Source organism: Pseudoxanthomonas sp. Root630, assembly GCF_001427585.1.
Taxonomy (GTDB): domain Bacteria; phylum Pseudomonadota; class Gammaproteobacteria; order Xanthomonadales; family Xanthomonadaceae; genus Pseudoxanthomonas_A.
On sequence record NZ_LMGY01000018.1, the window covers coordinates 1 to 23,702 of the forward strand.

The following is a 23,702-nucleotide window of genomic DNA, read 5'->3' on the forward strand; positions in this document are numbered from 1 at the left end:
CCGGGATGGCCGGATCGGACAGTCAGACTCGCATGGAAATGATCCTCGCAACATCAAAGGATAGCCGAAACCCCTCCATGGCTACCCAAAGGCGCGCGATCGGCACCTATAGCTGCCGATCGCCGCACAGACTAAACTTTCATATCTGTAATCAGATGCTTATGACGACTTCATAGTGCTCATCTTCGTCGGGCACTGCCCGCCAGTTTGAAGAGAGGGCCCCGCATCGCGGGGCCTTCTTTTTTTGCGTCGCTGACAGGCGTGTTCCCCGCACGGAGGCATCGCGCGGACGAAAAAAAACAGGCAGACCTAAGTCTGCCTGTTTCGAAAATGGCGCGCCCGGAGAGATTCGAACTCCCGACCGCCTGGTTCGTAGCCAGGTACTCTATCCAGCTGAGCTACGGGCGCGTTTCGTTAGACGCGGAATTCTGCACGAAGCAGTTTCACCCGTCAATAACTTTGCAGGCACATTTTTCGCGGTGTTGAGGCCGGGCGTGCGTGCCCTTGTCGTATTCGAAGGCCATCCAGTGCCTGATTTGAGGCAGGCGTCTCATCCGGTTTGCCGAATCGGGGCCCGGATTAGCAGCGCATTCACGCCCGGGCCGCGAGAATGGCCGGGCAGGGGATACAGAACGCGCAAGTCGCGGGAGTCGAATTGATGCATTTTTCCAAACCCCTGCTCGGGCTGGGGCTGCTGGTCGCTGTGCCGCTGAGCGCGGCAGCGGCGACGTACAACGTCGGGCCCGGCCGCCAGTACACGCAGCTCACCACGTTCTTCAACAGCGTCAACCTCGCCCCGGGCGACATCGTCGAGGTGGATGGCAATGCCACGTACGCGGGCAACATCGTGGTGGGCGACGACGATAGCGGCACCGAAGCCAGTCCAGTGACCATCCGTTGGCGCCGTGTCGCGGGCGCCACGCGCCCGTTGCTTTCGGGTGGCGCGCATACGATCAAGTTCCAGCAATCCAACCACATCGTCTTCGAAGGCTTCGAAGTCACGGGCGGTACCAGCAGCTGTATCTTCAGCGAAGCGCACAATGCGACGGTCCGCGATGTCTATGTGCACGATTGCCCGTCGCACGGCATCCTTGGCGCCGACCAGAACTCCGGCGCCTTTACCCTGGAATACAGCGAGATCGCGCGCTCGGGCCAAGGCGATCGCCGGCACGCCATCTATATGCAGTCCGATGAGGTCGCGTACCCGGATACCGTGTTCCGCATGCGCTACAACTACGTGCACAGCGCCACGGGTGGCGTGTTGGTCCGCGTGCGCCACCAGCGTGCCGAGATCCACTACAACTGGATCGAAGGTTCCGACCTGCACGAAGTCGAGCTGATCGGGCCGGATTGCGAAACACAGAAGTCAGGCTGGAACGCCGATCTGCGCCGGGAAGATGCGGAACTGGTCGGCAACGTCATCATCCATCGCTCGACCAGCCGCTCCGGCAACGCGCTGCGCATCGGCGGCGACCTCAACGGCCGCAACCAGGGCCGCACGCGATTGGTGAACAACACCATCGTGCTGGACCGCTCCGGCTCGGCCAATGCCGTGCTGGTCCAGCTTGGTCAAGGTTCGCTGGAGATGCACAACAACGTCGTGTATCAGCCAGCATCAGGCAGCGCGCCCAACATCGTCCGGGAGAACCCGGCCAGCAACGTCGATACGCCGTACTGCGGACCGCAGAGTCGCGAGCCCTGGTCTGACGGGCGCAAGGTGTCGGGTTCGAACAACTGGGTCCAGACGGCTGCCGCGATGGTGCCGGCCGAGTGGACCGGAACGCTGCGCGGCACCGACCCGATGTTCGTCGACCTGGCCCAGCGGAACCTGCGTCCGCGTGCGGGTAGCCCGCTACTCAACGCAGGCAACAACACGCCGCCTGCGCCGGCAGCGTTCCCGTTCCCGTCGCCGCAACTCCTTCCTGCCTTCGATCCGCCGCTGCGGGCGAAGCTCGCCATCGGCGACGAGCATGCCCGCCTGATGCTGGAAAGCAGGATCGACGTGGGCGCGTTCGAGCAGTTCGACATCGATCAGCAGGCCGATCCGATCCGGGTGAATGGCTCCCAGCCGCTGATTCCGCCGCGCCCCACCGGTGCGGCGGCGCAACCGCCGACGGCTTCCCAGCCGGCCCTGACGACGTCCGACGCCACCACGACGACCCCCGCGAGGGACCGCCCGCGCTGGAGACAGTCGCCGGTGAACCGCTATCGCCGGGGCATCGTCAGGCCCTGACCTTCCGACCCTGCGTCCAAGGCCGCCCCTCGTGGGCGGCTTTTTTTTTGCCCGTTTGTCCGGCAGAGCCGGCAAGTCGCGTTGGAACTGGTGTCGGACATGTACGCGTACTGGGACGCGGTGGCCACAAGCCCTGGACGGGGCATGGCCACTGGCGTCGGAACGAACGTAGCGCGATCTGGCTTGGGAGCCGGGATCTGCGCCGCATCAGGGGGATGTCGATGAAGGCAACACACAAAAGCCGCAAGGACCGGGTGATCAGGTTCCTGTGGTTGGGGGAAGTGGTCGTACTGTTCGCCGCCGTCATGGCGGCCGCCTGGGTCCGTTTCCATACCGAGCCGGAATACCAGGTCCAGTTCATGGAGCAGACGCCGTGGCGCGCGCTGCTGGTGGCGCTGGCCATCACCGGTGCGATGACGGCGTTCGGCCTGTACCAGACGCACGTACGGCACACCCGCATGGACTTCGTGCTGCGGGTGGCGTTGTCGTTCGCATTCGGCGGCATCACGCTGGTCGTCCTCTACTACCTGCTGCCGCAGGCCTACCTGGGGCGTGGCGTGCTGGCGATTTCGCTGGCGATCGGCCTGGTGGGGATCGTCCTGGTACGCGTGGCCTGGGTGCGCCTGTTCCATTCCGACGTACTGAAACAGCGCGTGCTGATCCTGGGTGCGGGCCGCAATGCCGACCTCATCAACAGCTGCATGCGCCGCCGGTCGGACCGCCGCACGTTCACGGTTGTGGGTTTCATGCCCGTGCCGGGACAGCCGGTGCAGGTCCGGGAAGACCTGTTGATCCATCGTGGGGAGGAAGGCCTGCACGACCTCGCGGAGCGCCTGCAGATCGATGAGCTGGTGATCGCGCCCGACGAGCGTCGCGGCGGCCTGCCCATGGAGCAGATGCTGCTGTGCGTGCAGCGGGGCGTGTCGGTCGTCGACCTGTCGAGCTTCTTCGAGCGCGAGGCCGGGATGGTCCAGCTCAACGCGGTGGATCCGTCCTGGCTGGTGTTCTCTGGCGGTTTCGACTACTCCACGCCGCGGCGCCTCAGCAAGCGGTTCTTCGATCTCCTCGCCGCCAGCGCGCTGTTGCTGGCGAGCTGGCCGCTGATGATCCTCGTGGGCCTGGCGGTGTGGCTGGAATCCGGTGGCCCGGTGTTCTACAGCCAGACGCGCGTCGGCGAGCGCGGGCGCCACTTCACCCTGACCAAGTTCCGCAGCATGCGCGTGGATGCCGAGCAGAACGGCGTTGCGGTCTGGGCGAGCAAGGACGACGACCGCAGCACGCGCGTTGGGCGGGTCATCCGGAAGACGCGGCTGGACGAGCTTCCGCAGCTGATCGCGGTGCTGCGCGGCGACATGAGCTTCGTCGGGCCGCGCCCGGAACGTCCGCATTTCGTCGACATGCTCAACGACGAAGTGCGCTACTACGGCGTGCGCCACAGCGTGAAGCCCGGGCTGACGGGTTGGGCGCAATTGCGCTACCCCTACGGTGCTTCCGTTCGCGATGCGGAAGAGAAACTGAAGTTCGATCTCTTCTACGTCAAGAACCACGGGCTGGTGTTCGACCTCATGATCCTGTTGCAAACCGTGGAAGTCGTACTGTTCGGCCGTGGTGCTCGCTGATCGGGCGCGGCCTCGACGGGCCCGGGCATCAGCCGGGAACGAGGCTGCGCAGCAGGCGTTTGATGCCGAACGGGACGAGCGACTTGATCTGGCGGCGCAGTTCCACGTCCTGTGTCAGGTGCCAGGCGCGCCGCGCCAGCGCGATGCCCTCCTTCCAGCGGCCCCGGATCAGCATGCCCCGCGCATTCCTGACGTAAGTGCCCGCCAGGGCGGCGTCCAGTTCGTGGTCGTCGACACTGCCGCGGGCGCCGGCCACGGCGGCCTCGACCACGCGCACGTAGTCGTCGTACGTGCTGTCGGCCGCCGACAGGCCCTCATGACCGCGCATCGCGCGGACAAGGGCCTCCTCGACGACGCCGATCTTCCAGTGCCTCGCCACGCGCAGGTGGAATTCGAGGTCTTCGGCGGTGCGCAGCTGCTCGTCGAAGCCGCCGAGTTGATCGACGACCTCCCGACGCAGCAGCACCGAGGCGGGCACCAGGGCCGGGTTGTGCAGGATCCAGCGCAGCGCCCAGCCATCCTCTCGGACAATGTCGCGACGACGCAGGACGTCGATGTGCCGGTAGTCGCCGTCGATGCGTTCCACGTCGCACACGACCATGCCGAAGTCGGGGCGTGCTTCCAGGAAGGCCACCTGGAGCTCGGTCTTCGTGGGCAGCCAGAGATCGTCGCTGTCCAGCAGCGCCAGGTAGCGGCCCTGCGCGAGGCGAAGGCCGTGGTTGCGTGCGGCGGACACGCCCGCGTTCGGCTGCCACACGTAGCGCACGCGATCGCCGTAGCGCGCGCGCAGCATCTCGTCGGTACCGTCGGTCGAGCCGTCGTCGATCACGATGATCTCGTCGACGGAGCGTGTCTGCGCGAGCACGGAATCGAGTGCGCGCGGCAACAGGTCCCGACGGTTGTACGTCGGTATAATCACTGAAACTTCGATGCGGGCCGCCATGCTGAAGGACGTCTCCAAGAAGCTGCTCTATACCAGTGGGCTGCTCGGTCTCTACCACCGGCTGCGCAATGCGGGCAGCCTGACCGTCGTGATGTTCCATCGTACCTTGAGTCCGGACGATCCGCGCTGGGCCACGTGCGACCCGGAGTACACGTTGGCCACCGGTTGGCTCGAGCAGTCGCTGGCGTTCTTCCGGCGGCACTACAACGTGGTGTCGCTGGAACAGGTGCTCGCCTCGCGCCGTACCGGCGCGGCGCTGCCCAAGCGCGCGCTGCTGATCACGTTCGACGATGGCTGGGCCGACAATGCCGACTACGCGTTGCCGGCGCTCGAGCGCGCGGGCCTGCCGGCGCTGATGTTCGTCGTGGCCGATGCGGTCGGCACACGGCAGCCCTTCTTCCAGGAACGCCTGATCGCCGCATGGCGGCGGGGCGCGGTGACAGTGCGCGAGATCGCGGTTGCGCTGCCGTCGGGCGAGGCGTCAGCGGCGTCTTCGGAGGAGGAGTCCATCGCCGGACTGCGTGCGGTCATCGCGCGCCTCGAAGCCCTGGAGGCCAGCGTGCGCACGCAGGTACTGGCGCCTTTCATGACCAGGCTCGACGACGGACACCGGCACATGGTCACGGTCGATGAACTGCAGCGACTGCAGGCCGGTGGCGTCGCGCTGGGCTTGCACGGCAAGACCCATACGCCGATGAAACTCGCGACGGACCTGGATGCGGAACTCTCCGGCGCGCGCGTGTCGCTGGCGCAGCAACTGGGCCAGGCGCATGCGAGCGCTGAATCCATGTCGTTCCCGCACGGCTCGTTCGATGCGGGCATCGCGCAGCGCGCGCGCGAAGCGGGGTACGAACTCGTGTTCACCAGCGTGCCCGTGCTGAACCCGACCGCGCCCGACGTGGGTTGGTTGCTCGGACGCACGGGCTTCGAGACGGATGCGGTGGTGGATGCGCGCGGTCGCTTCCGCGAGGACTGGTTGGCTCTGTACCTGTTCCGGCGGCAGGCACGCCGCCTGGCCTGAGCGCCTGCCTCGCTCGACGGCGTGCTGCGGTTACTCGTCTTCGTCCGCCGAGGTCAGGAAGATCGGTGCCGACGCGTAGGGTGCCTCCGGCGATGTCCACCGCATGAAGACCGGGCGACGGCTGCGCTCGACGAAATGGGTCGCCTGCCAACCGGCTCGCTGCGCGTCCGGCGCGGAGATTTCCACCGATACCGCGCTGCAGCCCAGTTTCCGCGCCGCGCGCAAGAGTTCGCCGACGTGCGTCGCTGCCATGCCACGAGCGCCGTCCACCGACCAGAAATCGCGCACGTGCAGGGTGCCCTCGATGCGTTGCACGGCGAACCACGCCTGCAAGGCGCGGTCCTGCGCGCGCTTCACCAGCAGGTAGCGCGTGGTCGCCAGCGGGGATTCGTCGAAACGCCAGCGTAGATGGGCGACGTCGCGGACCGCCAGGACGGCATCGTCCTTCGGGGATTCGGTCCACACAGCGTCGATGCGTGCATCGGCCTGGTCGGCCCATGCCGAGCGCAGTGAAGGACCGCGCAGGCGCGCGAAGGCGTCGCGGCAGCCGATCGCGATGTCGGCTGCCAAGCCGACGGGCCCTGCCATCCAGGCCGACATGCGGTTGCGCAGGTAGCCCGCATGCCGCAGCACGCGCGCGTAGCGGACCAGGTGCGTCGGTTGCGAATAGCCGATGCGCTTGAACACCGGCGCAGCCTTCGGGTTCGGGAAACCGTAGAGCACGTCCAGCGCTTCGTCCGCGGCGGCGATGAGCCCTTGCTGCAACATCAGCGCGGGTCCCAGCGAGCGGTGCTGCGGCAGGACCGCCAGGTCCACCAGCACGCCGGCACGCAGGTCCTGGCCGTGCCACGACAGGCGGCGACGACCGGCGGACGCGGTGCCCACATGGGCCTGGCCCGGCACGTCGAGCAGCAACTGCAGCAAGGGCTCGCCGTGCGGGCAGCGCAGGTAGAACCATTCGTACTTCGCCGTCATCCGGGCGTCCTGGCCCAGGTTGCCGCGCCACAGCGCCAGCACCGTGTCCCGGTCGCGCGCCGGCTGGCCGGCCTCCACGAGGTACTGCGGCGCAGTGGGCATGGCGTTCATCGCTCAGTCCAGTTGGGGGACATCGCCGGCGAGGACCGGCGCCATATGCAGGTACTTGGTGGTCCGGCGCTTGTTGCGGATGTCGTCGTACACGGCTTGCGCGTGCTCGGGCGTGAGCCCCAGCGCGATGGCCAGTTCACCGGCCGGCCGGTCGTGGTTGAGCGCCCAGATCGCCAGGTCCATCTGCTGGTAGGGCAGGGCGAAGTAGAACTCGTCCTGTCCCTGGCTCAGGCTGTACGTGTCCGTGGTCGGGATCGCGGCGCAGACGCGCTCGGGCAGGCCGAGGTGGCGCGCCATGCCGTACACCTGCGACTTGTACAGATGCGCGATCGGCTTGACGTCGGCCGAGCCGTCGCCGTTCTTGACGAAGAAGCCCTGGTCGTACTCCACGCGGTTGGGCGTACCGACCACGCCGTAGTTGAGGCGATCGGCGTGGAAGTATTCCAGCGTCTTGCGGATGCGCTGCTTGAAATTGGTCGCGGCGACGATGGTCAGGTAGTCGGCCAGCGCAAGGTCGCGCTCATGCAGCGCGCCGTCCGGCGACTGCGCGATCAGCCGGAAGCGGTTGATGCGCCCTTCGGTGCCGCCGTCGATGACGATCTTGAACTTCCAGCCTTCGCCGTACTCCGGCAGCGTGTTGCGCACCGCCTCGTCGCGGGCACGGTAGCAGCCGATCGCGGCCAGCGCGGGCGCGATATCGACGGTTTCCGTCCGCACGCCGAGATGTTCGGCCAGGATGTGCGCGCGGGCGGCGCTGTCGTCGGAAGAATCCTGCTCGGGCAGGATCAGCGTGAACACACGGTCGGGGCCCAGTGCGCGGACCGCGAGTGCGGCGCTGACCGAGCTGTCGATGCCGCCGGAGATCGCGACGACCAGGCCACGCCGGTGCAACTGGCGGGCGGTGATCTCGCGAAGGCGCGCGCAGATGCGGTCGGCTTCGCTCTGGTAGTCGATGTCGAGGACGTGGTGGTCGAGCTGGCTCATGGGTTTGCGGTCTGCTCCGTCAGTTGGACACGTCGGACCTTGCCGGATGCGGTGCGTGGCAGGGCGTCGACGAAGGTGATGTGTCGGGGGATCTTGTAGGCGGCCAGGCGTGCGCGGCAATGCGCCTTGATGCGGTCTTCTGCGCGCGGCAGGACTTCGTCCACGACGACGAAGGCCTTGATGACCTGGCCCAGGGCTTCGTCGTCGATACCGACCACCGCGACCTCGCGGATGCCCGGCAGTTCGGCGATGGCTTCCTCCACGTCGGTGGGGTGCACGCGGTGCGCGCCGGTCTTGATCATGTCGCTGCGACGGCCCTGCAGGAAGAGGTAGCCATCGGCATCCACGTAGCCGAGGTCGCCGGTATGCAGCCAACCGTCGCGCAACACGGCCTGGGTAGCCGTGGGATTGTTCCAGTAGCCGAGCATGATGCCCGGGCCGCGCACGCAGACTTCACCTGCCTCGCCTGCCGCGGAGCTCGCGCCGTCCTCGCCCAGGATGCGCCACTGCGTGTCCTGCACCGGGATGCCGACCGAGCCGCGTTTTTCGTCCAGGCGCTCCGGCGGCAGCCAGCTGATCCGCGACGTCGCCTCGGTCTGGCCATACATCAGGAACAGGCGCGCCTGCGGCAACAGCCCGCGCACGCGGTCGGCGACCGCCGGTGCCATCGCGCCGCCGGCCTGGGTCAGGTAGCGCAGCGAAGCGAGGTCGTGGCCGCGACGCTCCAGCATGTCCATCAACAGCACGTAGGTGGAGGGCACGCCGGAAAAGCCGGTCGCCCGGTGGTGCTGGATCGCATCGAGCACCTGGATCGGGAACACCATGCTCGGTCCCAGCACGATGCACGCGCCGCTGGCCAGGTGGGTGTGCAGCACGGAAGCGCCGTAGGCGTAGTAGAACGGCAGCACGCTGACGACCGTGTCCTGAGGCGTCAATCCGAGATAGGCGATCACCGCGTCCGTGTTGGAAGCCACGTTGGCATGGCTCAACATCACGCCCTTCGGGTCGCCCGTGGTGCCGGACGTGTACAGCAACTGCGCGAGGGCTGCGTCGGCGTCGCCTTCAGGCATGAAATCCGCGTCGTCGCCTTCCACCTGCGGCAATGCCGTTTCGGAAGCGAGTTCGATCGCTCGCGGTGCCGGCGGAGTTCCTTCCCACTGGGCGAGCGTCTGCTCCATGTCGCGATGGCCGGCTTCGTGCACGACGAAACGCGCACCGCAGTGCCGCAACCAGGGACCGAAATCGCGCGAACGCGCCTGTGCGTTCAGCGGAGCGACCACGCCGCCGGCCAGCCATGTGCCGTAAACAGCGGCTGCAGCCTCGATCCGGTTCGGCAGCACGATGGCCACGCGGTCCTGCGGCAGCAGGCCGGCAAGGCGCAGGTAGCGTGCGAAACCGCACGCCTGCCGCCAGAAGTCCGCGTAGTCGATCGTCCGCGCGCCATCGATCATCGCGACGCGCTGAGGGGCGCTGCGTGCGTTCAGGGCGAGGCGGGCGGTCAGGCGCTCCATCGTCAGGCGGTGGTGCTCAGACGGCGACAGCGAGCTTGCGCGAGACGAAGGCGTCGACGGTCTGGATCGTATCGAAGTTGGCCGGCGTCATCTCCTCGGCTGCGATCTGCAGCTTGAACGCGTCCTCCAGGAAGAAGACCAGTTCGTGGATGCCGGTGGAATCGATGATGCCTCCCTGGATCAGCGAGTCCTGGTCGCCCACGGCGGAGGGATCGTCTGAGAAGAGGAAGTTCTGCAGGATGAATTCTTTGATCTGTTGTTTCTGCGGCATGGGGTCCCCGGCATTTCCTGTTCCGTTGCTCTCCAGATGAACGGCGGTTCGGTCGTTCACCGGCCAAGCGGGACGGGGGGCGGAGCGGACATTGCCGGTGCTACCATCGCCGCCCGACGTCACCGACAGGAGTCCACGATGCGTGCTTCCTTCCTGATGCTGGCCCTGATGGTGCTGGTCGGCTGCCGGCAGAACGCGCCCGTGGCGGCACCCGCCACGCCGCCGCGCACGGTGCAGGATCCGTCGCCGAAGGCCTACGCCTCTGAAAAGCAGGCGTTCGTGGTGGCGGAACAGGTGGTCGGGCTCGACCATCCCTGGTCGGTCGCGTTCCTGCCCGATGGCGGCTTGCTGGTGACCGAGCGCGCGGGCCGCCTGCGGCGCATCGCGGCCGACGGCAACGTGTCGGAACCGATCACGGGTCTGCCGGAGATCTTCGTCGATGGCCAGGCGGGCCTGCTCGATGTGGCGCTGTCGCCCGACTACGCCAGCGACGGCCTGGTCTACCTGGCCTTCGCCGAACCCACCTTCCGCGGCAACAAGGCCGGGACCGCCGTGGTGCGCGGGAAGCTGCAGGGCGATGCGCTGGTCGAGGCGACCGTGGTCTACCGGCAGGAACCCAAGCTGTCGCACGGCACGCACGTGGGCGCACGGCTGGTGTTCGACGACCAGGGCCACCTGTTCGTCACCCAGGGCGACAACCGCGTGGGCGCGGCTACGGCGCAGGAACTGGACAAGCTGTCCGGCAAGATCGTGCGCATCCATCCCGATGGCACGGTGCCTGCGGACAACCCGTTCGTGGCGAAGGCCGGTGCGCGTGGCGAGATCTGGTCGTACGGGCACCGCAACGTGCAGGGCGCGGCCCTGCATCCGGTGACGCGCCAGTTGTGGGCCACGGAGCACGGGCCCATGGGCGGCGACGAACTCAACCTGCCCAAGGCGGGCCTCAACTACGGATGGCCGGTAGCGACCCATGGCGTGGACTACAGCGGGCGTCCGGTGCCCGGGTCGCAAGGCAATGCCGCGCCCGGCATGGAACCGCCGCACCACGTGTGGATGAAGTCGCCCGGTCTCAGCGGCATGGCGTTCTATACCGGGGATGCATTGCCAGGCTGGCGGGGCAACCTGTTCCTCGGGGCGCTGGCCTCGAAGGCGCTGATCCGGCTGGAGCTGGACGGCGACCGTGTGGTGCACGAGGAGCGCTTGCTGCTGGACCGCAACCAGCGCATCCGCGATGTGCGCCAGGGGCCTGACGGCGCGCTCTACGTGCTCGTCGATGCCCCGGCGCCCGACGGCAAGCTGTTGCGCATCACGCCCGCGCCCACTGCGGCGCCCGCGCCGCCGACCGGGCAGGGCGTGGCGCCGACCTCACCCTGATCAGGCGGTTGCGGCGGGCTTGCGCGCGATGAAATCGACGCTGGTGATGCACAGCTGCTCGGCGGCGATGTGCGCGAACTGCGGATGCACCGGCGTGGCCGCCAGCTGGCGCAGGCGCTCCGGGCGCGTCGTCGATGTGTCGAGCTCGATCGCGAACCCATGGTCGCGCGCGCCATCGACGAAGCGGTGCGCGCGCAGGCGGTTCTGGTAGAGGAAAGCGTTGTTCCAGCGTGCCCATTCGCGATCGGAGTACCGCAGGTAGTGCAGCTGGTGGAGGTTGCGGTCCACGTAGGCGTAGTGATCGCCGCAATTGACCGAATGGAACATCAGCCCATGCGGGGCCAGGATGCGCATGGACTCCGCGTACATCGCATCGATGACCTCCGGCGGCACGTGCTCCAGCACGCTGTTGGAGAACACCACGTCCACCTCGCCGTCGGCCAGGGCCGTGCGCGTGGCATCGGCGGGTGCGCGGTAGTCGATCACGCCTCCCGTGGCCGTGCCCAGGTCGGCGCCGTCGCGCAGGCGCGCGAGCAGGTCGCGGTGGCGCTGTTCGACCTCCGCCAACGGCACGTCGGCGGCGGTGGCGATGCGCGGCAGGAAACGGCCGAGGATCTCCGCGCACTGCAGGGTCAGGTCCATCCGCAGGTGCGGATTCAGGTCGTAGGTCGTCACGCGACCCGCGCCTGCCAGGTAGCAGGCGAAGGGGAACGTCGGATACCAGCCGGTGCCGATCTCGAAGCAACGCAGGCCCTGCAATTGCACGCCCGCACCGCGCAGGTGGCCGATCATGATGTCCCAGTCGTCGACCTTGGTCGCGAGCTCGCCATCGAAATCGCGCAGGCCGCCGAAGCGGCGCTGCAGGTGGAAATGCATCGTGTGCCCGCCGGGCAACGCGCCGAGAACCTTCTGGATGATGCCCTTGACCCGCCAATCCATGCCTTGATCCCCTCGATATGCCGCGTGGCCGGTATTACGCGATCGCGCCGGAAGGCTGTGCCGGGGCCGCCGGTGCGAGGCGTGCCTCGACCGTCTGCCGGTGCACGAGCATCGTCGACAGCACGCCCATGAAGGCCTGGTTGTCGCCGAACCCCGTTGCCCGACCCTGCCGGCATTTTTCCACCAATCGCCCTACCGCGGCGGCATCGAAATACCCGGCATCGCGGATCGACTCCGGCGACAGCAGGTCGGCCACGTAGTCCAGCGGCTTGCCGTCGAAGAAGAAGCTCTGGCTGTCCGGGGCGCGGTAGGGTTGCTTGGTCCGCTGCGCGATGTCCGGCGGCAGCAGGTCGGCCAGCGCGCGCCGGAGCAGGTACTTCTCGGTCATGCCACGTATCTTGAAACTGGGCGGCAGGCGGTTGGCGAATTCGATGACGCGGTGGTCCAGGTAGGGGAAACGCCCTTCGATGGAGTTGGCCATCGCCACGCGGTCGCCCTGCGAGGACAGCAGATACCCGGCCAGCAGCGATTTCGCCTCCACGTACTGGTCGCGGGCAAGATCGTTCCAGCGGGCGACTTCCGGCGGCAGCGTCTGCTCGTAGGCGCCCAGCGGATCCCACTGCGTGGCGCTGGCGCGCAGTTCCGGCGACAGGAAGGCAAGCGCACGCTGGGAGGTGGTCCAGCGCGGCACGTGCGCGAAGATCGGGCGGTGCAGGTGTTCCATGCCCTGGCCGAAGAACGACTGCGCGAACGCCGGGTTGCTGACGGGCGAGTTCTGCAGGTAACCGTACAGCTTCTCCAGCAGGCGCGGACGCATGCGCGAGTCCGGCTGGCGTGCCCAGAAGCGGCGGATCTTGGCTTCCTTGAACAGGTCGTAGCCGCCGAACACCTCGTCGGCGCCTTCACCGGTCAGCACCACCTTGTAGCCATGCCGGCGCACGCTGCCCGCCAGCAGCATCAGCGGGATGGGACCGGTGCGCAGGACCGGCGTCTCGGTGTGGCGGATCAGTCGCGGCAGCGCTTCGCCGATGTCGCGGCGCGTGCACGTCAGCGTGGTGTGCTCGGTGCCGAGGTGCCGCACCATCGCCTGCTGGTAGGCGCTCTCGTCGAATTCGCCATCCTCGAAGGCCACCGAAAAGGTGCGCACCGGCGTGTCGGTGAAACCACGGATCAGGGCGACGATGCCGGAGGAATCCAGGCCGCCGCTGAGGTAGGCGCCCACGGGGACGTCCGCGCGCAGTTGCAGGCGGACGGCATCGACCAGCAGTTCGCGCAGCTCGGCCGTGGCCTGTTCCAGCGTCAGCGGGTAGCGCGCGGGCGAGGTCTCCTGCGCGTCCGGGAACGTCCAGTCCCAGTATCTGCGCATGTGCTGGCGTCCATCGCGCTCGACCGTCAGCACGTGCCCCGGCGGCAGGCTCTGCACGCCCTGGTACAGGGTTTCCGGATCCACCGGCGCCCAGTACGTCAGCGTCTGCATCAGCGCCTGCGTTTCCAGGTGCGCGCACTCGGGCAGCACGGCGAGCAGCGATTTCACCTCCGAGGCGAACCACAGGCGGCCGCGTTGGCGCGTGTAGTACAGCGGCCGGATGCCGGCGCGGTCGCGCGCCAGCACCAGGCGCTGGCGCTCAGCGTCCCACAGCGCGATGGCGAATTGGCCGTTGAGGTGCTGGACGAAATCCTCGCCGTACCGGTCGTACAGGTGCACGATCACTTCGGTGTCCGACTGCGTATAGAAGTGGTGGCCCTTGGCCTCCAGCATCTGGCGCAGTTCGACGAAGTTGAAGATCTCGCCGTTGAAAACGGTCCACACCGTGCGGCGCGGGTTGTGGATGGGCTGGTCGCCGGTGGACAGATCGATGATCGACAAGCGCGCATGCGCCAGGCCGATGCTGGGCGCCGCATGGAAGCCGAAGCCGTCCGGGCCGCGGTGCGCGAGCGGATGGATCATCCGCTCCAGCGCATCGCGCGCGCTCGTCGAGACGACATCCGGACCCATGAAACCCGCGATTCCGCACATGTGCCGCTTCCCCTGTCTGTCCGTGTCCGTGTCAGGCCGAATCGGCCGCATATGCCGCGCGCGCTGTCCGCGTGCCGGCGACCGCTTCTTCGCAGACGAGCAGCGTTTCCCGCGCCACCTGCTGCCAGTCGCGGGAAAAGCGTCGCGCCAGCGCCGCCTCATCCCAGTCGCGGTCGAGTGCCTGGGCCAGCGCCTCGGCCAGTGCATCCGCATCGCGGGCCGGCACCAGCAGGCCGCTGGCCGCGTCCACCACCTCGGGAATGCCGCCCACCGGCGTGGCGACGACGGGCCGGCCGCAGGCCAGCGCTTCGACCAGCACGTTGGGATGGCCTTCGGAATAGCTCGGCAGCGTGACCAGGTCCGACGCGACCATCCACTGCGCGACCTCGGCCGGGGCCTGGCTGCCCGCCAGGTGCAGGGGCAGTGCGGGCTCGGCGACCAGCGCGGCCGCAAGTTCTGCCTGCAGGGGGCCGTCGCCGACGAACACCACGCGTGCCCGCGGCCGCGTGGCGGCGAGGCGGCGCGTGGCATGCAGCAGTTCGCGCAGGCCCTTCTCCGGCACCAGGCGACCCACGTAGAGCACGACGTCCGCGTCCTGCGGCAATCCCAGCGCGTCGCGCGCGGCGCGGCGGTCGCCCGGATGGAACTGCGCGGCATCGCAGCCATTGGGAATCGCCCGGATGCGCTCCGGGTCCGCGCCGTACTGGGTAACGGCGACGCGGCCCAGGTCTTCGCTGACCACCAGCAGGCGCTGCGCGGCGCGGACCACCGGTTGGGTCAGGCGACGGCTGATCGCGTCGCGCACGCGCAGGTCCGAACCGCGCGCGCCGGCCACGAAGGGCACGCCGGCCGCGCGCGCGGCGCGCATCGCCCCATAGCCGTCGGGGTAGAGCCAGTAAGCCAGCACCACGTCCGGCGCGAACGCCCGTACCGGCCTGGACAGCGCCTGTGCGCACAGGTGCCCGTTGAACGGGCGGCTCACCGCCGGCAACGCGGGGTAGGGCAGGTAGTCCACGTCGCAGCCCGGTGCCACGGGGGCCGGGTCGGCCGCGCGGTACAGGTAGCTGCGCGGTTGCGCCCAGCGCGGGTAGGTGGCGATGGGGCTGAGGACCTTCACCTGCGCCATGCGCGAAAGCTCGCGGACGGTCTGGTACACCGGGCGCCCGCGGTTGGGTTCCCCGGCGATCGGGAACTGGGAGGTGACGATCAGGATGCGCATGCGGGAGGGCTGGACGGAGGAAGGGGGCGAGGCTGTCCGCAGCACGGCGCGATTGGCGTTGTAGGAGCCGAAACAAGCCGATGCAGGGGAACAGGGTGGGTCACGAATCGTCTACGCCCTCGCGGATGGTCGAACTGGACGCCCTGCGCGGTATCGCCGCGGTCGCCGTGCTGGGTTACCACTTCACAACGCGTTATCAGGAACAGATCGGCCATGTCGGGGGGCTGCCGGCGAACCTGCGGCTCGGCAACTACGGCGTGTACCTGTTCTTCCTGATCAGCGGGTTCGTGATCTTCATGACGCTGGAACGCACCCGTGCCGCCGCGGATTTCGTGGTCTCGCGGTTCTCGCGGCTGTTCCCCGGTTACTGGGCGGCGATGCTCATCACCAGCGCCGTCGTCTACAGCGTCGGCCTGCCGTCCCAGCAGTTGCCTCTGGATCAATGGCTGTTGAACTTCACGATGGTGCAGGAGATCCTCGGCGTCGAACACCTCGATGGTTCCTACTGGACCCTGCAGATCGAACTGTTCTTCTACATGCAGATGCTGTTCTGGTTCATGGTCGGCCAACTGCGGCGCATCCACTGGATCATCGGGGTCTGGCTGCTGCTGGCCACGGTGGAAGGGTTGTGCGAGAAGCAGCACTGGCATTTCTCGTACTGGGTGCGCGAGCTGATGATCCTCCGGTATATCCCGTTCTTCGCGCTGGGCATCCTGTTCTACCGCCTGCACCGGTACCCGGCGGAGCGGCGGCTCAACCTGGCCATGATCGGGCTCGCGCTGCTGGCCATCGCGGTGGGCGAACGGCCGATCTTCTTCCCGGTGGCGCTGGCGTGTTGCGCCGTCTTCGCGCTGTTCGTGCGGGGGCAGCTGAGCTTCCTCGATTCCCGTTTCTTCGCATTCCTGGGCGCGATTTCCTACGCGCTCTACCTGGTGCACCAGGCGATCGGCTTCGTGGTGATCCATCACCTGGAGCGGCACGGCATCCCCGCATGGCTGGCGTGCGGCATCGCCGCGCTGGCGTCGTTGGTCCTGGCCACGTTGCTGCACAATGTGGTCGAACGCCCGGCCATGCAGTGGATACGCGATGCCTGGAAGGCGCGGCGGATGCAGACGCTGCCCCATCGATGAATACCGCACCCGACGACGACCGGCACCCCGAGTGCCGGTCACTGCACGGCACAGGATGCCGCCACGCCGATGCCATCCCGGAAAGGACCCGGTCATGAAGGAACCTTATCTCACCCGCTTCAAGCAGCTGATCCAGCGCGGTTCCGCGAGCCGGGACATCCACGATGCGGGCGATGCGGCCCAGGCGCCCGACGCCGCCGCGGCGCCCGCATCGGAGGCGTTCCTCATGCGCGAAGTGAACCGCGTGCAGATGCACGCGGCCGGCCTGTGCATGCTGCTGGCCGATCACATCGCGACGGCCGCGATGGTGTTGGACGTGGGATGCGGCACCGGCGGTACCACGGTGGCGCTCGCGTTGTCCGCGCTGGCGCCCAAGCGGGTGATCGGCGTGGACGCGGATGCCTCCACGCTGGAGGCGGCCGAAGTGCGCGCGCTGGGGCACGACCTGGAGCCGGAGAAGGTGTCGTTCCAGCATGTCCCTGCGGGCCAGCCGCTTCCGTTCGCGTCGGGGTCGTTCGACCTGGTCACCTGCGTCTCGGTACTGGAGTTCATCACCTCGTCGGCAGCCCGCGAGCAGTTCGTCCGCGAGTTGTTGCGCGTGCTGCGCCCGGGCGGCTACCTGTTCCTCGCGACGCCCAGTCCGTTCCGCCTGCGTGACTACCATTCGCGCCGGTTCCTCGGCGACTGGCGGCGCACGCCGGGCCACCCGTGGTCGACCCCGCCCTGGGTCATCGCGCGATGGCTGCAAGGGCAGGAGCATGTGCCGTTGGCGGTCTACCGGGTCAAGCGAAGGCGCGCGCTGCGTTTTGCGGGGCCTTTCGCGGGCCTGCTGCAATGGGCGTTCCCCTGGCAGCAGTGGCTGGTGATCCGGACCGATGGACCGAACGAAACCACCGGGACCGGCACGGGATGACGGTGGCCGACAGGGGGGCTGCGGGAGGATTCGGCAGGATCGTGTCGTCGGCGGCCTACGGCATCGTGGCCGGGCTGTTGGGGCGCGCGGTGGGCCTGGTCGGCACGTTGCTGATCGCGCGCCACCTGACGCCGGATATCGTGGCGGAAGTCACCGTGGCGACCGTGATCGCGCTGACGGGCAACTGGATCGCGGCATGGGGATGCGGGCAGTACGTCGTGGTCCGGGGCGGCGAGGGGCGTGAAGCGGTGTTCACCGCCACCCTGGTCTACCTGCTGGCGGGCGCCGCGATGATCGCGTTGCTGTGGTGGGCGGCACCTTCGCTCGCCCTGTGGATCCAGGCGCCGCGGGTGGCCGAGTACCTGCCGGGTGCGTTGCTCGGCATCGGCATCCGCAGGCTGGGGGCGATTCCCGGCAAGCTGCTGGCGAGGGAGCTGCGCTTTGGCCGGATCGCGCTGGGTACTGCGCTGGGAGATGTCGCCTACGCCGTCGTGGCCGTGTCGCTGGTGAGCACCACGCGGTTGGGTGGCCACGCCATGATCGTCGCCTTCATCGTGCAGTCCTGCGTGGTGGCTCTCTCGACGATCACGGCGGTGCCGTGGCGCGACTGGCTGCGCCCGGTCCGGGTGACGGCGGCACGTGTCCGCGATGTGCTGCGATTCGGTGCGCCGGTCACCGGCGAGATCGTGCTCAGCGAAGGCGCGCGTTACTGGGACAAGCCGTTGATGCTGCGGCTGCTGGGGGCGCACGACGCCGGCAGCTATGGCATGGCGTTCAACCTGGCGCAGCTGCCGGCGGTGTACGTGGGCGGGCATGTCGGCGCCGTGATGGTGCCGGCCGTCGTACGGGCGGCGCCGGAGCACCGGTCCGCCCTGATGGTCCGGGCGCTGGCGTTCGCCGCGCTGTTCCTGTTTCCGATGGCGACCGGCCTCGCCGTATGCGCACCCACCCTGGTGGCGACCTTGCTACCGCCGACGTGGGGCCAGGTGGCGCCGCTGTTGAGCGTGCTGGCGATCGCGTCGCTGCCGGCGGCGGGCAGCTTCATCCTGTCGTCGTTCCTGGCGGCGCATGCACGCAATCACCGCCTGATGGCGATCGAGGCCGCCGCCGTATCCACCCTGGTGGTGGCGCTGTGGGCGCTGTCGAGCGCAGGGGTGGTCGCCGCGTCGGCCGGCGTGGCGGTGGCGACGTTGCTGCAGTGGGGATTGACGGTGCACGCCTGTCGTCGCGATGGCCTGCGCCTGGACGGGTTGGCGCGCGCGCTGGCCTGCATGGCCCTGGCATGCGCTGTGATGGTGCTGGTGGTGCTGGCATGGCGGCATGCGGCGGGCGACCGGCTGCCGGGTGCGCTGCGACTGCCTGCGGAGATCGCCGTCGGTGCGATTGTGTATGGTGGCGCCTTGTGGGCAGGCGCGCGCGACCTCGTCGTCGATGCCTCCGAGGCCCTGGGCCTTTCGCGATTCCTGCCAGGGATGCGCGAGCGACGGAAGGGGGACGCGTGATCGGATTCGATGCAATCGCACTGCTGCGCAGGCCCGCCGCGACCGAGCGCACGCGGCTGATGGACGAAGGCCAACAGTTCATCGAACTTCGCAACGAGGACCTCGGCCGCCTGGTCGCGGCCTATCGCGCGAATGGCATGTCGGGCCGGCCGGAACGGCTGCAACGTCGGTTCGACTACGGCATGCGCTGTTTCGGCATCGACGAGCGGGGCGAACTGATCGCCTGGTTCTGGGCACTGCACGGGGTACCGCGCTATTTCGACGAACTCGCATGGCAGATCCCCCTTTCGACGTCGCAGGTGTGGCTGCGCGATGCGTTCGTCGTGCCGAAGCGACGCGGGCGCAGGTTGCTGATCGCGATGATGGGGGCCGGCATCGACGTCGAAGCGACACCGATGGTGTATTACTCGGACGTCAGCGTTTCCAACGTGCCGTCGCTGCGTGCCCACCGCGCACTCGGTTTCGAGCGCTTCGGCACCGTGCGCTGCCTGCGCCTTGGCGGTCGGTGGTTCTGGCGAAGCGCGCCCCCGGCGGGTTTGCCGGCGCCCAGCGGGCTCCGGGCGGACGCGCCGCGCATCCTGCTCACGCCGGAAGAACTGGCATGGCATCGCGCGCAGATGGCGTGAGCGCGTCAGTCGTCGTGGCCGAGCCGGTACGCGAGGGGTCGTAAGGGGCGGGCAGCGGTGATGGCGCCGCGATGGAGCGCGCCTGCATGCAGGATGCCGGACACCATGGGTTGCCTTTCCGGCAGCATGTCGGCCAGGTAGGAGGATTCCTGGGCCTGGCTGTCGAACATGCTCAGGTCCGGCCAGTGGCTGTCGAGCGCCTGGAGCAGATGCCACTCGTTGAGTTTGCCGGGGCTGCAGGCCGCGAACTCGGGATCCCAGCCGGTCTTGAAACCACCCAGCACGCGACCGCAACGCAGGTTGCTGCTGCTGGCGACGACGCGGGTGCCGCAGAGCGTTTCGACGAACACCATGTGGGCGCCCCCGGCAAGCCGCGCGGTCATCTCCAGGAAGAAGCCACGCTCCGCGGGCGAGGCCTGCATCGAACTGCGCCGGGTCCCCTTCCAGCCGGCGTCCTCCAGCGTCAGATGGCGTGCGGCCGCCGCGACGTCGGCGTCCGCCCCCTGCAGGATCCGCAGGCTGACGTCGCCGCGTTCCTGCAGTCTGCGCAACCTGCGCCGCAGATCCTTCGCCATCGCCGGCCGGACCCGTGCCGCCGCGGGCACGTCGTCCGGATGCTGGCGCAGGACCGGACGACGGGAGAATGCGGTCTGCTTCCAGTGGAGGCCCGGCCGGGTGCGCAGCGCGCCCCAGATTTCGCTGTCGGCGGCGACGCTGTGCCAGGAGATCGCGCGCTCACGCCAGCTGCCCTGGCGCATGAGGCCGGCGATCGCATCGGCGACCGTGTCGGCTTCGCCGGCGCGATGCAGGATCCCCGATTGGAACGCGTGCGGATGGCGATACGCACGCCAATGCGGCAGCGGGACGAACAGGTTGGGCGCGCGACGCTGGAGACAGGTCAGTGCGAGCAGCTCGCCGCCACCTTCCACCGTGAGGACGGCTGGCGGTGCGTCAGGTGTCAGCCAGCGCGCCGCCGCCTGCACCATGCCCGGCAGCAACGCGGGGATGCCGGCCGGGCTCGCGCGCGCCAGGCCCTCCCAGGCAGTGAAATCCGCCGCATCGAGTTCGCCCAACGAACGAAGACGGATGCGCGGCGCGCTCACGGCGCGGCGTCCCGGTCGCGCCGGCGCCGGTACAGATCGACGATGCGTGCCCGCCAGCCCACCCGATCCACGCTCAGCCACACCATGCTGCCTTCCGCACTCGCCAGCGAGCGCTTGTACTCGGCTTGGCCGGCCATCAGCTCATAACGGTCGAAGCCGTTTCCGAGGAACTCGTTGATGGCAGTGGTGACCAGCAACAGTCCTGGGCTGCCTGTCCGGCCGATGCGCCGGTAGTCGATGCCGGCCTGGTAGAAATACGCGGTGCCGCGCCATACCAGGTGGTAGAGATAGCCCACGACGATGTCGCCGGCTTCCAGGCGCATCAGGTGCACGCCCGCCTCCGGAGACGACGCCTGTATCAGGGCGCGATGGAACGCGACGATCCGCGGATCGCCGAATGCGCCTTGTTCGCCGGCGTCCTCGTCCCAGTGGGCCTGGTGGAGATGCACCAGGGCATCGAAGAAGGCCAGTCTTTCCTCGGTGCCCGTGGCGACGGCGCAGGCCAGCGGCCCGCAGGTTTCGATCAGCCTGCGCGCGGTGCGGCGCAGGTGCGCGCGCGTCCGGCTGCCCGGAACCGCGGTGACGTAGTCGTTGCCATCGTGGCGCAAGCCCGCCAGGTCCACGTATGGGGACGGGCTTCGTTTCACCTGCAGGCGCAGGCGCGGGGAACGAAGCCGCTCCAGCGGGATGTCGTCCATGTCGATGCCCGGCAGGTAGAACGTCAGCCAGTGGCGTTCGTGCTGGTCGAAATGGGTGATGCAGGCGGCAAGCGCATCGTGCTCGCGGCCGTCCACGGAGAGCAGGCCGTTGAATTCGATGGTGATGCTGTCCAGGGTGCGGTCGCCCACTTCATGCAGGCGCACGTGCTTGAGGCCCAGCGCGAAACCGCGCCGCTGCTCCACGACGACGCCGAGCGCGATGGGCTCGCCGTGCTGGCTGACGGTCAGCAGGCGCGCACGCGCGCGGGGACACAGCGTGCGCAACCACGTGCCGATCCAGGTCCAGCTCTGGAAGAAACTGCCGCGGCTGCGCGCTTCGAGCGACCGCCAGCGTGCTTCCAGCACCTCCATGTCGGGCAGCCGCTCGACCCGCACGTCATAACGTGCGGCCGGCGTGCCGCTCTCAACCGAACGTTGCATCCAGGCCCTTCTCCACGCCGGTCCGGGGCGTCCAGCCCAGGTCCGTACGCGCGGCGGTGGTGTCGAAATTGGCGAGCGGGCGCAGCGAGCGCACGCGATAGCGCGTCAGCGGTACGTCGCGACGCAGGATCTTGCCCAGCTGCTCCACGCCGAAGCCGAGCAGCATGAACATCCAGCGCGGCACGCGGAGCACCTTGACTTCGTCGCCCAGCTTGCGGCGGCACCGTGCCAGGTAGTCCTGCTGCGTCACCAGCGAGGTATCCACCACGTTGAACACGCGCTGCGTGGGCAACGGCGCTTCGGCGGCGCAGACCAGCGCGTCGACCACGTCGTCCACGTAGACCAGCGGCAGCGCCATCGCGCCATCGCCCACGGCGACCCATCGGCCGGCCAGGCCGATCACGCCGTTCGGCGTGACCTTCTCGGCACCGGGGCCGAAGATCTGGCCCGGTCGCACGATGACGGCGGGCAGGCCGTGCTGTGCGACGGCGTCCAGCACCATGCGCTCTGCCGAGAGCTTGGTCTGGGTATAGGCGCCGCGCCACTCGGGATGCGGTTCCAGCGGCGAGGATTCGGTCATCACCGCAGCGGGATCGCGGCCGGCGTGGTCGAACACGCTCATCGAGCTGACGTACACCAGGCGCGCCGTCGATGCCGCCACGCACGCCTCGATCATGTTGCGCGTGCCCCAGACGGTGCCCGCCTCGAAATCGCGCGGACCGCCGCGCATCGCCGCGCCCACGTGGTAGACCCGCGGCACGCCGTGCACGGCATGGCGGACGATGCGCGGATCGCCCAGGTCGCCCACGACGGTCTGGACGCCGGCGTCGGCCGTGTACGCGGCCACCGGCCTGCGCACCAGCACGCGCACGGTCTTGCCCTGTTCGCGCAGGCGCGCCACCACGCGCTTGCCCAGGAAACCGGCGGCGCCGGTCACCAGCACATCGGCGGGCGGCAGATCGACATAGCGCGATTCCAGGAGTGCGATGCGCTCGGCATCCGGCGCGGCGCAGGCCGGTTCGAGCAGGCGTGCGATGCGCAGTGCGTCGTCGCCGGTGAACGGCGGGGGAGCGTTGTCGCGCGCGGCGTGGGCGAATTCGACGGCGCCGCGGCGGATGCCCGGCGACGGCTTGAGCATGCCGGTGGCGAAGCGCACGACATTCCACGGTACGCGGAACACATCTTTCACCGCGCTGAAGAACGCGTTGGCGACGATGCCGATGAACTTCGGCCCCGGCAGCACGCGATGGATGCGGCAGGTCTGCAGGAAGCGGTCCACTTCGATCGTGCCGCGCGTGCCGCGCACGAACACGCGGTTCTCCATCGGGCGCGCGTTCCACGACAACAGCAGGCGACCCACGCCGTCACGCGCCTGGACGTGCGCCTGCCACTCGTCGAAATGCAGGTTCGGATCGGTGCCGCGCGCCTGGTAGTCCACGCGCAGGTCCTGCACCGGGCCGAGGAAGGCTTCGATCGTGTAGAGGCCATGCACGCCAAGGTCGCGGAAAGGGTAGGAGCCCTGCGTGACCGACCCCGGCAGCGGGCCGCCGGCGTAAGGCGGGTACTCCGAATTGCGCACGATCTCCACCGAGACCACGTCGCCGATGCGTCCGTCGCGCACCGTCTGCACGGCCTGCATCAGCACCGGATCGAACAGGTCGGAATGGTTGACGCCCAACTGGACCTTGCGTGCGTGCGCGGCGGCGATCATGGCCTCGCAATCGGCGACGGTATCGGCCATCGGCTTTTCGACGAGCACGTGGCAGCCCATCTCCATCGCCTGCAACGCGATGGCGGCATGGAAGGCCGGCGGTGTCAGGACATAGACGGCTTGCGGCTGCAGGTCGGCGAGTTCGTCCAGGCGGGCGGCCACGCGCTTCACGCCGAAACGATCGGCCAGCGCCTGTGCGGCGGGCAGCTGCGGATCGCAGATGCCGATCACGTCGACGAAATCCAGTTGCTTGAGCGCGGCCAGGTGGTGGGTGGCGACATAGCCGGCGCCGACGAGGGCGACGCGCAGGCGGGTGGAAGCAGGTGGGGTCATGGGGAAGGGATCATCATGGAATAGGGTG

At 68.4% G+C, this 23,702-nt stretch carries 19 protein-coding genes and 1 tRNA gene; 8 read left to right on the forward strand and 12 right to left on the reverse strand.

Translation table 11 applies throughout. The annotated features are described in order from the left end of the window. Nucleotides 1–331: 331 nt before the first annotated feature. Nucleotides 332–408: transfer RNA gene (locus ASD72_RS16725), tRNA-Arg, on the reverse strand. A gap of 250 nt (nt 409–658) precedes the next feature. Here ASD72_RS16725 and ASD72_RS16730 point away from each other — a divergent pair. Together ASD72_RS16730 and ASD72_RS16735 are read left to right on the forward strand one after the other, a co-directional pair. Next, on the forward strand, nt 659–2,233 hold the full coding sequence (locus tag ASD72_RS16730; protein WP_056881104.1) for a right-handed parallel beta-helix repeat-containing protein: 1,575 nt from the start codon (nt 659–661) through the stop codon (nt 2,231–2,233). A gap of 221 nt (nt 2,234–2,454) precedes the next feature. Continuing rightward, nucleotides 2,455–3,852: a TIGR03013 family XrtA/PEP-CTERM system glycosyltransferase gene (locus ASD72_RS16735; RefSeq protein WP_056881276.1), complete on the forward strand. Its 1,398-nt coding sequence runs from the start codon at nt 2,455–2,457 to the stop codon at nt 3,850–3,852. Nucleotides 3,853–3,880: 28 nt separating this feature from the next. On the opposite strand, the gene ASD72_RS16740 is transcribed toward ASD72_RS16735, so the two are convergent. Continuing rightward, a complete protein-coding gene (locus ASD72_RS16740; protein ID WP_056881105.1) occupies nt 3,881–4,795 on the reverse strand; it encodes a glycosyltransferase in 915 nt (304 codons plus the stop codon). Here ASD72_RS16740 and ASD72_RS16745 point away from each other — a divergent pair. Next, a complete protein-coding gene (locus tag ASD72_RS16745) occupies nt 4,782–5,816 on the forward strand; it encodes a polysaccharide deacetylase family protein (RefSeq protein WP_056881106.1) in 1,035 nt (344 codons plus the stop codon). The two genes, ASD72_RS16740 and ASD72_RS16745, sit on opposite strands and share 14 nt — an antisense overlap. 30 nt (nt 5,817–5,846) lie before the next feature. On the opposite strand, the gene ASD72_RS16750 is transcribed toward ASD72_RS16745, so the two are convergent. Genes ASD72_RS16750 through ASD72_RS16765 form a run of 4 tightly spaced genes read right to left on the reverse strand, consistent with a single transcriptional unit; the run spans nt 5,847 to nt 9,668 of the window. Further along, entirely contained in the window at nt 5,847–6,902 is a 1,056-nt protein-coding gene (locus ASD72_RS16750) for a hypothetical protein (protein ID WP_056881107.1), read from the reverse strand. A gap of 3 nt (nt 6,903–6,905) precedes the next feature. Beyond that, nucleotides 6,906–7,886, reverse strand: coding sequence for an NAD(+) synthase (gene nadE / locus ASD72_RS16755; protein ID WP_056881108.1), 981 nt, complete (start codon nt 7,884–7,886; stop codon nt 6,906–6,908). Beyond that, nucleotides 7,883–9,397 carry an AMP-binding protein gene (locus tag ASD72_RS16760; protein WP_056881109.1) on the reverse strand — a complete coding sequence of 505 codons (1,515 nt, stop codon included), beginning with the start codon at nt 9,395–9,397 and terminating at the stop codon, nt 7,883–7,885. The genes nadE and ASD72_RS16760 overlap by 4 nt, the downstream gene beginning before the upstream one ends. Before the next feature lie 16 nt (nt 9,398–9,413). After that, entirely contained in the window at nt 9,414–9,668 is a 255-nt protein-coding gene (locus tag ASD72_RS16765) for an acyl carrier protein (RefSeq protein ID WP_056881110.1), read from the reverse strand. A 138-nt stretch (nt 9,669–9,806) separates the two neighbouring features. On the opposite strand from ASD72_RS16765, the gene ASD72_RS16770 reads away from it, so the two are divergent. Continuing rightward, nucleotides 9,807–11,042, forward strand: coding sequence for a PQQ-dependent sugar dehydrogenase (locus tag ASD72_RS16770; protein ID WP_056881111.1), 1,236 nt, complete (start codon nt 9,807–9,809; stop codon nt 11,040–11,042). Here ASD72_RS16770 and ASD72_RS16775 read toward each other — a convergent pair whose 3' ends face one another. From ASD72_RS16775 to ASD72_RS16785, 3 genes are read right to left on the reverse strand one after another with little or no spacing between them, the layout of a single operon-like run. After that, nucleotides 11,043–11,981: a class I SAM-dependent methyltransferase gene (locus ASD72_RS16775; RefSeq protein WP_056881112.1), complete on the reverse strand. Its 939-nt coding sequence runs from the start codon at nt 11,979–11,981 to the stop codon at nt 11,043–11,045. A gap of 34 nt (nt 11,982–12,015) precedes the next feature. After that, entirely contained in the window at nt 12,016–13,998 is a 1,983-nt protein-coding gene (gene asnB / locus ASD72_RS16780; protein WP_056881113.1) for an asparagine synthase (glutamine-hydrolyzing), read from the reverse strand. Between the two features lie 31 nt (nt 13,999–14,029). Beyond that, a complete protein-coding gene (locus ASD72_RS16785) occupies nt 14,030–15,217 on the reverse strand; it encodes a glycosyltransferase (protein ID WP_056881114.1) in 1,188 nt (395 codons plus the stop codon). A 125-nt stretch (nt 15,218–15,342) separates the two neighbouring features. On the opposite strand from ASD72_RS16785, the gene ASD72_RS16790 reads away from it, so the two are divergent. From ASD72_RS16790 to ASD72_RS16805, 4 genes are all read left to right on the forward strand, one after another. Continuing rightward, nucleotides 15,343–16,347, forward strand: a complete 1,005-nt coding sequence (locus ASD72_RS16790) for an acyltransferase (protein WP_056881115.1) — start codon at nt 15,343–15,345, stop codon at nt 16,345–16,347. 94 nt (nt 16,348–16,441) lie between these two features. Further along, on the forward strand, nt 16,442–17,260 hold the full coding sequence (locus ASD72_RS16795) for a class I SAM-dependent methyltransferase (RefSeq protein ID WP_056881116.1): 819 nt from the start codon (nt 16,442–16,444) through the stop codon (nt 17,258–17,260). Between the two features lie 41 nt (nt 17,261–17,301). Beyond that, the gene (locus tag ASD72_RS16800) at nt 17,302–18,762 is read left to right on the forward strand and encodes an oligosaccharide flippase family protein (protein ID WP_056881117.1); all 1,461 of its coding nucleotides are present in this window, start codon (nt 17,302–17,304) and stop codon (nt 18,760–18,762) included. Then, the gene (locus tag ASD72_RS16805) at nt 18,759–19,388 is read left to right on the forward strand and encodes a hypothetical protein (RefSeq protein ID WP_056881118.1); all 630 of its coding nucleotides are present in this window, start codon (nt 18,759–18,761) and stop codon (nt 19,386–19,388) included. The genes ASD72_RS16800 and ASD72_RS16805 overlap by 4 nt, the downstream gene beginning before the upstream one ends. Nucleotides 19,389–19,393: 5 nt before the next feature. Here the strand turns inward: ASD72_RS16805 and ASD72_RS16810 are convergent, their stop codons facing one another. From ASD72_RS16810 to ASD72_RS16820, 3 genes are read right to left on the reverse strand one after another with little or no spacing between them, the layout of a single operon-like run. Continuing rightward, entirely contained in the window at nt 19,394–20,491 is a 1,098-nt protein-coding gene (locus ASD72_RS16810; RefSeq protein WP_155944717.1) for a GNAT family N-acetyltransferase, read from the reverse strand. Next, nucleotides 20,488–21,630 carry a GNAT family N-acetyltransferase gene (locus tag ASD72_RS16815; RefSeq protein WP_081420424.1) on the reverse strand — a complete coding sequence of 381 codons (1,143 nt, stop codon included), beginning with the start codon at nt 21,628–21,630 and terminating at the stop codon, nt 20,488–20,490. The genes ASD72_RS16810 and ASD72_RS16815 overlap by 4 nt, the downstream gene beginning before the upstream one ends. Beyond that, nucleotides 21,614–23,674: an NAD-dependent epimerase/dehydratase family protein gene (locus ASD72_RS16820; RefSeq protein WP_056881121.1), complete on the reverse strand. Its 2,061-nt coding sequence runs from the start codon at nt 23,672–23,674 to the stop codon at nt 21,614–21,616. Before ASD72_RS16820 ends, ASD72_RS16815 begins: the two co-directional genes overlap by 17 nt. Nucleotides 23,675–23,702: the final 28 nt, after the last annotated feature.

Excerpts from the sequence above, each read along its gene's own strand:
- ASD72_RS16730 (WP_056881104.1), top strand. The coding sequence starts at position 659 with ATGCATTTTTCCAAACCCCTGCTCGGGCTGGGGCTGCTGGTCGCTGTG.
- ASD72_RS16735 (WP_056881276.1), top strand. The coding sequence starts at position 2,455 with ATGAAGGCAACACACAAAAGCCGCAAGGACCGGGTGATCAGGTTCCTG.
- ASD72_RS16745 (WP_056881106.1), top strand. The coding sequence starts at position 4,782 with ATGCGGGCCGCCATGCTGAAGGACGTCTCCAAGAAGCTGCTCTATACC.
- ASD72_RS16740 (WP_056881105.1), bottom strand. The coding sequence starts at position 4,795 with ATGGCGGCCCGCATCGAAGTTTCAGTGATTATACCGACGTACAACCGT.
- ASD72_RS16750 (WP_056881107.1), bottom strand. The coding sequence starts at position 6,902 with ATGAACGCCATGCCCACTGCGCCGCAGTACCTCGTGGAGGCCGGCCAG.
- nadE (WP_056881108.1), bottom strand. The coding sequence starts at position 7,886 with ATGAGCCAGCTCGACCACCACGTCCTCGACATCGACTACCAGAGCGAA.
- ASD72_RS16760 (WP_056881109.1), bottom strand. The coding sequence starts at position 9,397 with ATGGAGCGCCTGACCGCCCGCCTCGCCCTGAACGCACGCAGCGCCCCT.
- ASD72_RS16765 (WP_056881110.1), bottom strand. The coding sequence starts at position 9,668 with ATGCCGCAGAAACAACAGATCAAAGAATTCATCCTGCAGAACTTCCTC.
- ASD72_RS16770 (WP_056881111.1), top strand. The coding sequence starts at position 9,807 with ATGCGTGCTTCCTTCCTGATGCTGGCCCTGATGGTGCTGGTCGGCTGC.
- ASD72_RS16775 (WP_056881112.1), bottom strand. The coding sequence starts at position 11,981 with ATGGATTGGCGGGTCAAGGGCATCATCCAGAAGGTTCTCGGCGCGTTG.
- asnB (WP_056881113.1), bottom strand. The coding sequence starts at position 13,998 with ATGTGCGGAATCGCGGGTTTCATGGGTCCGGATGTCGTCTCGACGAGC.
- ASD72_RS16785 (WP_056881114.1), bottom strand. The coding sequence starts at position 15,217 with ATGCGCATCCTGATCGTCACCTCCCAGTTCCCGATCGCCGGGGAACCC.
- ASD72_RS16790 (WP_056881115.1), top strand. The coding sequence starts at position 15,343 with ATGGTCGAACTGGACGCCCTGCGCGGTATCGCCGCGGTCGCCGTGCTG.
- ASD72_RS16795 (WP_056881116.1), top strand. The coding sequence starts at position 16,442 with ATGAAGGAACCTTATCTCACCCGCTTCAAGCAGCTGATCCAGCGCGGT.
- ASD72_RS16815 (WP_081420424.1), bottom strand. The coding sequence starts at position 21,630 with ATGCAACGTTCGGTTGAGAGCGGCACGCCGGCCGCACGTTATGACGTG.
- ASD72_RS16820 (WP_056881121.1), bottom strand. The coding sequence starts at position 23,674 with ATGACCCCACCTGCTTCCACCCGCCTGCGCGTCGCCCTCGTCGGCGCC.